Origin of the sequence: Cetobacterium sp. 2G large (genome assembly GCF_014250655.1) — a bacterium.
GTDB classification, from domain to species: domain Bacteria; phylum Fusobacteriota; class Fusobacteriia; order Fusobacteriales; family Fusobacteriaceae; genus Cetobacterium_A; species Cetobacterium_A somerae.
In genome coordinates this window covers 15,464-27,846 of the sequence record NZ_JACHTH010000008.1, presented here as the reverse complement: position 1 = coordinate 27,846, position 12,383 = coordinate 15,464, and the positions used below count along the sequence as shown (strand labels likewise).

The following is a 12,383-nucleotide window of genomic DNA, read 5'->3' as shown; positions in this document are numbered from 1 at the left end:
AGAGGTGGGCGGAACTACAAGTGTAGAGGTGAAATTCGTAGATATTTGTAGGAATGCCGATGGGAGAAGTCAGCTCACTGGACAGATACTGACGCTAAAGCGCGGAAAGCGGTGGGGAGCAAACAGGATTAGATACCCTGGTAGTCCACGCCGTAAACGATGATCACTAGGGTGTTGGGGGTCGAACCTCAGCGCCCAAGCTAACGCGATAAGTGATCCGCCTGGGGAGTACGCACGCAAGTGTGAAACTCAAAGGAATTGACGGGGACCCGCACAAGCGGTGGAGCATGTGGTTTAATTCGACGCAACGCGAGAAACCTTACCAGCGTTTGACATCCCAAGAAGTTTCCAGAGATGGATTCGTGCCGGCTTGCCGGAACTTGGTGACAGGTGGTGCATGGCTGTCGTCAGCTCGTGTCGTGAGATGTTGGGTTAAGTCCCGCAACGAGCGCAACCCCTATTGTATGTTGCTACCATTAAGTTGAGCACTCATGCGATACTGCCTGCGATGAGCAGGAGGAAGGTGGGGATGACGTCAAGTCATCATGCCCCTTATACGCTGGGCTACACACGTGCTACAATGGGCAGTACAGAGAGTTGCCAACCCGCGAGGGTGAGCTAATCTCTTAAAGCTGTTCTTAGTTCGGATTGTACTCTGCAACTCGAGTACATGAAGTTGGAATCGCTAGTAATCGCAAATCAGCATGTTGCGGTGAATACGTTCTCGGGTCTTGTACACACCGCCCGTCACACCACGAGAGTTGGTTGCACCTGAAGTAGCAGGCCTAACCGTAAGGAGGGATGTTCCTAAGGTGTGATTAGCGATTGGGGTGAAGTCGTAACAAGGTATCCGTACGGGAACGTGCGGATGGATCACCTCCTTTCTAAGGAGACTAACTTTTTCTCTATTCGATTGATACTGTTCTTTGTAAGTATGGGGATATAGCTCAGTTGGGAGAGCGACGCACTTGCACTGCGTAGGTCAGCGGTTCGACTCCGCTTATCTCCACCAAAACATTATCAAACTTGGACATTGGAAACTATATAGTAGATATTGAGAAAATATTCTAAATTAACTAACAATTCATTTTTAAGTCAATCTTAAATTGAGTAGTTAGTCTGTCTAAATAATATGAATTATATTACAAGGTTAAAATATTAAGGGCACACGAAGGATGCCTAGGAAGTAAGAGCCGATGAAGGACGTGGTAAGCTGCGATAAGCTTGGTGGAGTTGCAATCGAACTGTGATGCCAAGATTTCCGAATGGAGAAATCTGCTAAGATGGAGTCTTAGCACGAAAGAGGGAACCGGGTGAACTGAAACATCTAAGTAACCCGAGGAAAAGAAAGTAAAAACGATCCCCTAAGTAGCGGCGAGCGAACGGGGGTGAGCCCAAACCGTAGATGTGCCAAGGATGCAGCCGTTGCATCTACGGGGTAGCGGGAAGATCGTCTGAAGAACTGCAAGGTATTCGACATTATGATACGCCGAACTGGAAAGGTCTGGAAAGGCCTGCCGTAGAGAGTGAAAGCCTCGTACAGGTAAACCGTATCAAATGTATGATCTCTCCCAAGTAGCACGGAACACGAGGAATTCTGTGTGAATCTGCGAGGACCATATCTCGTAAGGCTAAATACTCTTACTTACCGATAGCGCATAGTACCGTGAGGGAAAGGTGAAAAGAACCCCGGGAGGGGAGTGAAATAGAACCTGAAATCGTGTGCTTACAAGCGGTCAGAGCCCTTTGGGGTGATGGCGTGCCTTTTGGAGAATGATCCTGCGAGTTACGTTCAGTGGCAAGGTTAAGTTTAACGGAGCCGAAGGGAAACCGAGTCTGAATAGGGCGACATAGTCGCTGGGCGTAGACGCGAAACCTGGTGATCTAAGCCTGTCCAGGGTGAAGCTGTGGTAAGACACAGTGGAGGCCCGAACTCACCGCCGTTGAAAAGTTGGGAGATGAGGTAGGTTTAGGGGTGAAAAGCCAATCGAACCAGGAGATAGCTCGTTCTCTCCGAAATGCATTTAGGTGCAGCCTTGAGTGTTCAATTATGGGGGTAGAGCACTGAATGACCTAGGGGGCATACTGCTTACCGAAGTCAATCAAACTCCGAATACCATAATTCTAGAGCTCAGGAGTGAGACTATGGGAATTAACTTCCATGGTCAAAAGGGAAACAACCCAGACCACCAGCTAAGGTCCCTAATTATAACTAAGTGGGAAAGGAGGTGGAGATTCACAAACAACCAGGAGGTTGGCTTAGAAGCAGCCATACCTTTAAAGAGTGCGTAATAGCTCACTGGTCGAGAGTCTCTGCGCCGACAATGTAACGGGGCTAAGTTATAAACCGAAGCTGTGGAGTTGCGTAAGCGACTGGTAGGAGAGCGTTCTGTAGGCCGTTGAAGGAGAATCGACAAGAGACTCTGGAGGTATCAGAAGTGAGAATGCAGGAATAAGTAGCGAGAATGGGGGCGAGAATCCCCCACGCCGGAAGACCAAGGGTTCCAGGGTAAAGTTTGTCTCCCCTGGGTAAGCCGGGTCCTAAGCCGAGGCTAGATTGCGTAGGCGAATGGAAAACAGATTAATATTTCTGTGCCACTGATATCAAGTGATGGAGGGACGCAGGAGGTTATGCACGCTGGCGAACGGAAGTGCCAGTTCAAGCATGTAGCGTGGTCTAGTAGGAAAATCCGCTAGACTAAACGTGAGGTGTGATGAGGAGTCGTAAGATGGAAGGTGCAAATACCACACTGCCGAGAAAAGCTTCTAAGCGTTATAAAGATATTAGTGCCCGTACCCCAAACCGACACAGGTGGTCAGGATGAGAAATCTAAGGCGGACAGGCTAACTCTCGTTAAGGAACTCTGCAAAATAGCCCCGTAACTTCGGGAGAAGGGGTGCCTTTTATGGTGAGCGTACACGCGACGCAAAGCTATGAGAGGCCGCAGTGAAGAGTCTCAGGCGACTGTTTAACAAAAACACAGGTCTATGCTAAGCTGTAAGGCGACGTATATGGGCTGACACCTGCCCAGTGCCGGAAGGTTAAGAGGAGGAGTGAGAGCTCCGAATTGAAGCCCCGGTGAACGGCGGCCGTAACTATAACGGTCCTAAGGTAGCGAAATTCCTTGTCGGGTAAGTTCCGACCTGCACGAATGGTGTAACGATCTGAGAGCTGTCTTGACGGGAGGCCTGGTGAAATTGTATTACCGGTGAAGATACCGGTTACCTGCAGTAGGACGGAAAGACCCCATGGAGCTTTACTGTAGCTTGGTATTGGGTTTTGGCATCGTATGTATAGGATAGTTGGGAGACTATGATGCGTGGTCGCTAGATTACGCGGAGTCACTGGTGGAATACCAACCATACTATGTCGGAATTCTAATTTGAGGTTTGTACCCTCGAAGACAGTGCTAGGTGGGCAGTTTGACTGGGGCGGTCGCCTCCGAAAGAGTAACGGAGGCGTTCAAAGGTTCTCTCAGGTTGGATGGAAATCAACCGCAGAGTGCAATGGCATAAGAGAGCTTAACTGCGAGACTGACGGGTCGAGCAGGTGCGAAAGCAGGACATAGTGATCCGGCGATTCCGAATGGAAGGGTCGTCGCTCAACGGATAAAAGCTACCCTGGGGATAACAGGCTGATTCTACCCGAGAGTCCATATCGACGGTAGAGTTTGGCACCTCGATGTCGGCTCATCGCATCCTGGGGCTGGAGAAGGTCCCAAGGGTTGGGCTGTTCGCCCATTAAAGCGGTACGTGAGCTGGGTTCAGAACGTCGTGAGACAGTTCGGTCCCTATCCACTGTAGGCGTTAGAGTATTGAGAAGATCTGTCCTTAGTACGAGAGGACCGGGATGGACAAACCTCTGATGTACCAGTTGTCACGCCAGTGGCACAGCTGGGTAGTCACGTTTGGAACAGATAACCGCTGAAAGCATCTAAGCGGGAAACTGACTTCAAGATAAGTACTCTTTAAGATACCTTCGAGACTAGGAGGTTGATAGGTTGGGGGTGTAAGAGTTGTGAGACTTTTAGCTGACCAATACTAATATATCGAAGTTTTAACCTTAATATACTACTATATAGTTTTGAATGATCCAAGAAGTGACAAAGTCACGACTATGGAAAATTCATAGTTCACACAAATAAATATTGATTGGCAACGATAGCTATGGAGGTACACCCAGTAACATTTCGAACCTGGAAGTTAAGCCCATAAACGCTGAAAGTACTTGGGGGGCAGCCCCCTGGGAGGATAGGAAGTTGCCAATCTTTTTTTATTTTTTGTAAAATTGTGCTATAATTTAATAGATAAAATTAAATTGTAGAGAGGTGTTATATGAAAAATATATTAGTTACTGGTGGCGCGGGTTATATAGGAAGTCATGCAGTGGTAGAATTATTAGATTCAGGGTATAATGTTATTGTTTTAGACAATTTAGAGAACGGATATATAGAATTAGTTGATAAGAGAGCAAAATTTTATCAAGGAGATATAAGAGATATAAATTCTTTTGAAAATATTTTTAAAGAAAATGAAATAGATGCTGTAATGAATTTTGCAGGTTATATAAAAGTTGGTGAAAGTGTTTTTGAACCAAATAAATATTATCTCAATAATACCTATGGAGTTATGAATGTAGTTGAAGTTATGAAAAAATATAATGTAAAAAATATAATTTTTTCATCAACTGCTGCAGTTTATGGCGAAGTTAAATGTGATGGTTTAGTGTATGAAGATTATCCAACTGCTCCAATAAATCCATATGGAGCTAGTAAATTAATGGCTGAAAGAGTTATAATAGATGCAGCAAAAGCTTACGGGATAAATTATTCTATATTTAGATATTTTAACGTTGGAGGAGCTCATGAAAAATATCATATAGGACAAAAAGGTGATGGTGTAACAGCTTTAATTCCAATAATTTTACAAGCAGCAAAAGGGGAAAGAGAAAAACTAAGTATTTATGGTGATGATTATCCAACAAAAGATGGAACTGGTATAAGAGATTATATTCATGTAGTTGACTTAGTGAGAGCACATATTGCTGCTTTACCAGCATTAGATAAAAATATCAGTGGAATTTATAACTTAGGAAATGGGAATGGATTTTCAGTTTTAGAAATGCTAAATGCAGCTAAAAAGGTTACAAATGTTGATATAAAATCAGAGGTAGTTGAAAAAAGAGAAGGGGATCCAGCATCAGTAGTAGCAGCTAGTGAAAAAGCAAGAGATATATTAGGATGGAAACCTGAATATACAGATGTTGAAAAGATAATTGAAACAGCTTGGAATTGGTATAGAAGTCTTTAGAAAACAGAGGTGAATCATGGAATTTTTTAAAAGAATTTTTGCAAAAAAAAAGGATCAAGAAGTTGTAAAAATAGAAGAAAATAATGAAAAAAAAATACAGTGTAATAGCGAAAATTGTGGATGTAAAAGCTGTGAGCATAAAGAAGAGAAAAGTGGAGATTATTTAAAGAATATTTGCATACAAATAGAGACAATTCCATGTGAGCCTAATCCCTATTTTGTAGTAAATGATGAAAGTGCAAAGTTTTTTGAAGAGTTTGAAATAAGAATGACTACAATATATAGAATGTATAGTATAAATAGTATTTTTTTAAAAGAGTATCAGAAAGTTTCTAGAGAATCTTTAACCTCTACAAGAGATAATGAAAAAGAATTTTCTAAATATAGTAAGTGTTATTTTATAAATAATAATGCTTTTAAAGAGATACATCATATGAGTAATCTGTTAAATATTTTTATGATATTTGAAGTTTTATTGAAAAATATAACTAAAGATATTGCATATGATAAGCACTTAGATTTAGAGGAGATTCAAAATAAAAATATGTCTTATTTAAATAGTTATATTTTATTTTTAGAAGAAGCAATGAAAAGTAAATTTTCTTTAGATGAAAATGAGAGAAATTTTATTGGAATTGTTAGAAAAATTAGAAACGATTATCTACATGATTATATGACAGAGATACCTGAATCAATAGAAAAAGAGATAGTTAAAATATTTAATTTAAGAACAGGAAAAAGAATTACAGTAGATGAATATTTTATTGAAAATACTTGTAAAATTTTTGGTGAAATAGCAAAAAGATTGGAAAGTTCATATTGGGAGTATAAAAATAAATTTCTTGAAAAATAAGGAGTGATTATGTTAGCTATAATTAGGGGTGCAGGAGATTTAGCAACAGGAGTTATTCATCGTTTGTATAAGTGTGGCTTTAAAATACTGGTTTTAGAAATAGATAAGCCTAGTTCTATTCGCCGAACAGTATCTTTTTCAGAATGTATATATAATTTAAATGGAGAACAGGTTGTTGAAGGTGTAAAAGCTAGAAAAATCGAAACACTTGAAGAAATTAAAAAGTGTTGGTTAAATAAAGAGATACCTATAGCAATAGATTCATATGGGAAATGGATAGAAAAATTAAAACCTAATATTGTAGTAGATGCGATTATAGCGAAAAAAAATTTAGGAACAACAATAATGATGGCACCAATAACAATAGGATTAGGACCTGGATTTATAGCAGGAAAAGATGTAGGAATTGTTATAGAAACAATGAGAGGTCATAATTTAGGAAGAATTATAAAAGTTGGTGAAGCTGAAAAAAATACAGGAAATCCAGGAGATATAGGTGGATTTACAACTGAGAGGGTTATTTATGCTAAAGTGTCTGGAAAGTTTAAATCTTTAAAAAAAATTGGTGATATTGTAAAAAAAGATGAAACAATAGGAACTATTAATAATGAAGTGGTTAGTGCTAGCATAGATGGCTTATTAAGAGGAATAATTAGAGATGATTATGAGGTAAAAAAAGGTTTTAAAGATTGCTGATATAGATCCAAGATTAAACCAATATAATAATTGCTTTACAATATCTGATAAAGCTAGAGCTTTAGGTGGTTCTGTTGTTGAAGCTATTTTTAGTGAAATTGTAGAGAAAGGGGAGAAGGATGGATTTAAATATTTTGGAGAAAATTTTTGAAATTGTTAAATCAGGAAAAAAAGTAGCTCTAGTTACATTAACTAAATCTAGTGGGTCAACACCTAGAAAAGAAGGAACTTTAATGGGTGTATGGGAAGAAAATTTTATAGGAACTATTGGTGGTGGATTGGTAGAGCATAGAGTTATTAATCAAGCTAGAAAATGTTTAGAAGAAAATGAAAATCAAAATTTCAACTATGATTTAACAAAAGAGGCTGAGTTAGGTATGAGTTGCGGTGGTAGTGTTGAAGGATACATAAAAGTTATAAATCCTAAAAATCGTATTGTTATTATAGGAGCAGGACACATAGGGCAGAAGTTATATGAAATATTAGATGGTTCTGACTTTGAGAGAGTTATTTTTGATGACAGAGAAGAGTATAAAAGTTATACGACAGATATAAAAATAGGAGATTATAATCAACTTATAGAAGAACTAGCTGAGAATGAAAATTCTTATTATGTAATTGTTACTAAAGGACATGCAACAGACGAGAAGGCATTAAGAAGTGTTTTGAAGAAACAAAGTAGATATATTGGAATGATTGGAAGTAGAAAAAAAGTTATAGAGATAAAAAAAGAGATATTAGAAAGTGAAATAGTTATACCTGAAGAAAAACTATACTCTCCAATAGGATTAAAAATATCTGATGGAAGTCCATATGAAATTGCTATAGAGATTATGGCAGAGATATTAAAAGTTAAAAATAATGGAGAGTTGATTCATAGGAGGCTTACAAAAGATGTTAACACATTTTAATGAAGATGGAAAAGCAGTAATGGTAGATGTAACAGAAAAAAAAGAAACTAAAAGAGTTGCTATAACAAGTGGAAAAATTACTATGAATTTGGAAACTTACAATAAAGTAAAAGAAGGTACTATTGAAAAAGGAGATGTTCTGGGAGTGGCTAGAGTTGCGGGTATTATGGCAGCCAAAAAAACTAGTGATTTAATTCCTATGTGTCATCCATTATTCTTAACAGGTGTAGAAGTTGAATTTGATTTTTTAGATGAGGATTTAACTATCCAAGCTAGAGTGATTGTTAAAACTTTTGGAAAAACAGGAGTAGAGATGGAAGCCTTAACAGGTGTATCTACAGCACTTTTAACAATTTATGATATGTGTAAAGCTATGGACAAAACAATGTTAATTAGCGATATAAAGTTATGTAAAAAAACTGGAGGAAAATCAGGAGAATTTATAAATGAATGATTTCTTAAATATAAAATATCTAAGTATCTTATAGATTTATAATCAGGAGTTACATAAAATCATCATTTATAAATTCTCCTGATTTTCCTCCAGTTTTTTTACATAACTTTATATCGCTAATTAACATTGTTTTGTCCATAGCTTTACACATATCATAAATTGTTAAAAGTGCTGTAGATACACCTGTTAAGGCTTCCATCTCTACTCCTGTTTTTCCAAAAGTTTTAACAATCACTCTAGCTTGGATAGTTAAATCCTCATCTAAAAAATCAAATTCAACTTCTACACCTGTTAAGAATAATGGATGACACATAGGAATTAAATCACTAGTTTTTTTGGCTGCCATAATACCCGCAACTCTAGCCACTCCCAGAACATCTCCTTTTTCAATAGTACCTTCTTTTACTTTATTGTAAGTTTCCAAATTCATAGTAATTTTTCCACTTGTTATAGCAACTCTTTTAGTTTCTTTTTTTTCTGTTACATCTACCATTACTGCTTTTCCATCTTCATTAAAATGTGTTAACATCTTTTGTAAGCCTCCTATGAATCAACTCTCCATTATTTTAACTTTTAATATCTCTGCCATAATCTCTATAGCAATTTCATATGGACTTCCATCAGATATTTTTAATCCTATTGGAGAGTATAGTTTTTCTTCAGGTATAACTATTTCACTTTCTAATATCTCTTTTTTTATCTCTATAACTTTTTTTCTACTTCCAATCATTCCAATATATCTACTTTGTTTCTTCAAAACACTTCTTAATGCCTTCTCGTCTGTTGCATGTCCTTTAGTAACAATTACATAATAAGAATTTTCATTCTCAGCTAGTTCTTCTATAAGTTGATTATAATCTCCTATTTTTATATCTGTCGTATAACTTTTATACTCTTCTCTGTCATCAAAAATAACTCTCTCAAAGTCAGAACCATCTAATATTTCATATAACTTCTGCCCTATGTGTCCTGCTCCTATAATAACAATACGATTTTTAGGATTTATAACTTTTATGTATCCTTCAACACTACCACCGCAACTCATACCTAACTCAGCCTCTTTTGTTAAATCATAGTTGAAATTTTGATTTTCATTTTCTTCTAAACATTTTCTAGCTTGATTAATAACTCTATGCTCTACCAATCCACCACCAATAGTTCCTATAAAATTTTCTTCCCATACACCCATTAAAGTTCCTTCTTTTCTAGGTGTTGACCCACTAGATTTAGTTAATGTAACTAGAGCTACTTTTTTTCCTGATTTAACAATTTCAAAAATTTTCTCCAAAATATTTAAATCCATCCTTCTCCCCTTTCTCTACAATTTCACTAAAAATAGCTTCAACAACAGAACCACCTAAAGCTCTAGCTTTATCAGATATTGTAAAGCAATTATTATATTGGTTTAATCTTGGATCTATATCAGCAATCTTTAAACCTTTTTTTACCTCATAATCATCTCTAATTATTCCTCTTAATAAGCCATCTATGCTAGCACTAACCACTTCATTATTAATAGTTCCTATTGTTTCATCTTTTTTACAATATCACCAATTTTTTTTAAAGATTTAAACTTTCCAGACACTTTAGCATAAATAACCCTCTCAGTTGTAAATCCACCTATATCTCCTGGATTTCCTGTATTTTTTTCAGCTTCACCAACTTTTATAATTCTTCCTAAATTATGACCTCTCATTGTTTCTATAACAATTCCTACATCTTTTCCTGCTATAAATCCAGGTCCTAATCCTATTGTTATTGGTGCCATCATTATTGTTGTTCCTAAATTTTTTTCGCTATAATCGCATCTACTACAATATTAGGTTTTAATTTTTCTATCCATTTCCCATATGAATCTATTGCTATAGGTATCTCTTTATTTAACCAACACTTTTTAATTTCTTCAAGTGTTTCGATTTTTCTAGCTTTTACACCTTCAACAACCTGTTCTCCATTTAAATTATATATACATTCTGAAAAAGATACTGTTCGGCGAATAGAACTAGGCTTATCTATTTCTAAAACCAGTATTTTAAAGCCACACTTATACAAACGATGAATAACTCCTGTTGCTAAATCTCCTGCACCCCTAATTATAGCTAACATAATCACTCCTTATTTTTCAAGAAATTTATTTTATACTCCCAATATGAACTTTCCAATCTTTTTGCTATTTCACCAAAAATTTTACAAGTATTTTCAATAAAATATTCATCTACTGTAATTCTTTTTCCTGTTCTTAAATTAAATATTTTAACTATCTCTTTTTCTATTGATTCAGGTATCTCTGTCATATAATCATGTAGATAATCGTTTCTAATTTTTCTAACAATTCCAATAAAATTTCTCTCATTTTCATCTAAAGAAAATTTACTTTTCATTGCTTCTTCTAAAAATAAAATATAACTATTTAAATAAGACATATTTTTATTTTGAATCTCCTCTAAATCTAAGTGCTTATCATATGCAATATCTTTAGTTATATTTTTCAATAAAACTTCAAATATCATAAAAATATTTAACAGATTACTCATATGATGTATCTCTTTAAAAGCATTATTATTTATAAAATAACACTTACTATATTTAGAAAATTCTTTTTCATTATCTCTTGTAGAGGTTAAAGATTCTCTAGAAACTTTCTGATACTCTTTTAAAAAAATACTATTTATACTATACATTCTATATATTGTAGTCATTCTTATTTCAAACTCTTCAAAAAACTTTGCACTTTCATCATTTACTACAAAATAGGGATTAGGCTCACATGGAATTGTCTCTATTTGTATGCAAATATTCTTTAAATAATCTCCACTTTTCTCTTCTTTATGCTCACAGCTTTTACATCCACAATTTTCGCTATTACACTGTATTTTTTTTTCATTATTTTCTTCTATTTTTACAACTTCTTGATCCTTTTTTTTTGCAAAAATTCTTTTAAAAAATTCCATGATTCACCTCTGTTTTCTAAAGACTTTCTATACCAATTTCCAAGCTGTTTCAATTATCTTTTCAACATCTGTATATTCATGTTTCCATCCTAAATATATCTCTTGCTTTTCACTAGCTGCTACTACTGATGCTGGATCCCCTTCTCTTTTTTCAACTACCTCTGATTTTATATCAACATTTGTAACCTTTTTAGCTGCATTTAGCATTTCTAAAACTGAAAATCCATTCCCATTTCCTAAGTTATAAATTCCACTGATATTTTTATCTAATGCTGGTAAAGCAGCAATATGTGCTCTCACTAAGTCAACTACATGAATATAATCTCTTATACCAGTTCCATCTTTTGTTGGATAATCATCACCATAAATACTTAGTTTTTCTCTTTCCCCTTTTGCTGCTTGTAAAATTATTGGAATTAAAGCTGTTACACCATCACCTTTTTGTCCTATATGATATTTTTCATGAGCTCCTCCAACGTTAAAATATCTAAATATAGAATAATTTATCCCGTAAGCTTTTGCTGCATCTATTATAACTCTTTCAGCCATTAATTTACTAGCTCCATATGGATTTATTGGAGCAGTTGGATAATCTTCATACACTAAACCATCACATTTAACTTCGCCATAAACTGCAGCAGTTGATGAAAAAATTATATTTTTTACATTATATTTTTTCATAACTTCAACTACATTCATAACTCCATAGGTATTATTGAGATAATATTTATTTGGTTCAAAAACACTTTCACCAACTTTTATATAACCTGCAAAATTCATTACAGCATCTATTTCATTTTCTTTAAAAATATTTTCAAAAGAATTTATATCTCTTATATCTCCTTGATAAAATTTTGCTCTCTTATCAACTAATTCTATATATCCGTTCTCTAAATTGTCTAAAACAATAACATTATACCCTGAATCTAATAATTCTACCACTGCATGACTTCCTATATAACCCGCGCCACCAGTAACTAATATATTTTTCATATAACACCTCTCTACAATTTAATTTTATCTATTAAATTATAGCACAATTTTACAAAAAATAAAAAAAGATTGGCAACTTCCTATCCTCCCAGGGGGCTGCCCCCAAGTACTTTCAGCGTTTATGGGCTTAACTTCCAGGTTCGAAATGTTACTGGGTGTACCTCCATAGCTATCGTTGCCAATCAATATTTATTTGTGTGAACTATGAATTTTCC

Annotated in this window: 12 protein-coding genes, 1 tRNA gene and 4 rRNA genes; 9 read left to right on the top strand and 8 right to left on the bottom strand. The window is 35.6% G+C overall.

Annotated elements, in window-relative coordinates; all coding sequences use genetic code 11:
• From H5J23_RS13930 to moaC (H5J23_RS13890), 9 genes are all read left to right on the top strand, one after another.
• A 16S ribosomal RNA gene (locus H5J23_RS13930) occupies nt 1-884 on the top strand; the annotation flags it as partial.
• A gap of 52 nt (nt 885-936) precedes the next feature.
• Nucleotides 937-1,012, top strand: a tRNA-Ala gene (locus H5J23_RS13925).
• Between the two features lie 136 nt (nt 1,013-1,148).
• Nucleotides 1,149-4,065: ribosomal RNA gene (locus tag H5J23_RS13920) — 23S ribosomal RNA — on the top strand.
• Between the two features lie 86 nt (nt 4,066-4,151).
• Nucleotides 4,152-4,268, top strand: a 5S ribosomal RNA gene (rrf, locus tag H5J23_RS13915).
• A gap of 67 nt (nt 4,269-4,335) precedes the next feature.
• Nucleotides 4,336-5,310, top strand: a complete 975-nt coding sequence (gene galE, locus H5J23_RS13910; RefSeq protein ID WP_185890954.1) for a UDP-glucose 4-epimerase GalE — start codon at nt 4,336-4,338, stop codon at nt 5,308-5,310.
• A 16-nt stretch (nt 5,311-5,326) separates the two neighbouring features.
• A complete protein-coding gene (locus tag H5J23_RS13905) occupies nt 5,327-6,163 on the top strand; it encodes a hypothetical protein (RefSeq protein ID WP_023051089.1) in 837 nt (278 codons plus the stop codon).
• Between the two features lie 9 nt (nt 6,164-6,172).
• Nucleotides 6,173-6,859 carry a selenium-dependent molybdenum cofactor biosynthesis protein YqeB gene (gene yqeB / locus H5J23_RS13900; RefSeq protein ID WP_255494452.1) on the top strand — a complete coding sequence of 229 codons (687 nt, stop codon included), beginning with the start codon at nt 6,173-6,175 and terminating at the stop codon, nt 6,857-6,859.
• A 119-nt stretch (nt 6,860-6,978) separates the two neighbouring features.
• Nucleotides 6,979-7,770 (top strand): XdhC family protein, encoded by a 792-nt coding sequence (locus tag H5J23_RS13895; protein WP_023051091.1) that lies wholly within the window; start codon nt 6,979-6,981, stop codon nt 7,768-7,770.
• Entirely contained in the window at nt 7,754-8,224 is a 471-nt protein-coding gene (gene moaC / locus H5J23_RS13890; RefSeq protein ID WP_023051092.1) for a cyclic pyranopterin monophosphate synthase MoaC, read from the top strand. Before H5J23_RS13895 ends, moaC (H5J23_RS13890) begins: the two co-directional genes overlap by 17 nt.
• 49 nt (nt 8,225-8,273) lie before the next feature.
• On the opposite strand, the gene moaC (H5J23_RS13885) is transcribed toward moaC (H5J23_RS13890), so the two are convergent.
• From moaC (H5J23_RS13885) to rrf (H5J23_RS13860), 8 genes are all read right to left on the bottom strand, one after another.
• A complete protein-coding gene (gene moaC, locus H5J23_RS13885; RefSeq protein WP_185892871.1) occupies nt 8,274-8,753 on the bottom strand; it encodes a cyclic pyranopterin monophosphate synthase MoaC in 480 nt (159 codons plus the stop codon).
• A 21-nt stretch (nt 8,754-8,774) separates the two neighbouring features.
• Nucleotides 8,775-9,527: an XdhC family protein gene (locus H5J23_RS13880; RefSeq protein WP_185892869.1), complete on the bottom strand. Its 753-nt coding sequence runs from the start codon at nt 9,525-9,527 to the stop codon at nt 8,775-8,777.
• Complete coding sequence (locus H5J23_RS14275; RefSeq protein WP_255494451.1) at nt 9,496-9,729, bottom strand: hypothetical protein; 234 nt, start codon at nt 9,727-9,729, stop codon at nt 9,496-9,498. The genes H5J23_RS13880 and H5J23_RS14275 overlap by 32 nt, the downstream gene beginning before the upstream one ends.
• A 17-nt stretch (nt 9,730-9,746) precedes the next feature.
• Entirely contained in the window at nt 9,747-9,995 is a 249-nt protein-coding gene (locus H5J23_RS14270; RefSeq protein WP_255494450.1) for a hypothetical protein, read from the bottom strand.
• Between the two features lie 11 nt (nt 9,996-10,006).
• Complete coding sequence (locus H5J23_RS14265; RefSeq protein ID WP_255494449.1) at nt 10,007-10,330, bottom strand: hypothetical protein; 324 nt, start codon at nt 10,328-10,330, stop codon at nt 10,007-10,009.
• Between the two features lie 2 nt (nt 10,331-10,332).
• Complete coding sequence (locus H5J23_RS13870; protein ID WP_185892867.1) at nt 10,333-11,175, bottom strand: hypothetical protein; 843 nt, start codon at nt 11,173-11,175, stop codon at nt 10,333-10,335.
• A 27-nt stretch (nt 11,176-11,202) separates the two neighbouring features.
• On the bottom strand, nt 11,203-12,168 hold the full coding sequence (galE, locus tag H5J23_RS13865) for a UDP-glucose 4-epimerase GalE (protein WP_185892865.1): 966 nt from the start codon (nt 12,166-12,168) through the stop codon (nt 11,203-11,205).
• Nucleotides 12,169-12,235: 67 nt separating this feature from the next.
• Nucleotides 12,236-12,351, bottom strand: a 5S ribosomal RNA gene (rrf, locus tag H5J23_RS13860).
• Nucleotides 12,352-12,383: the final 32 nt, after the last annotated feature.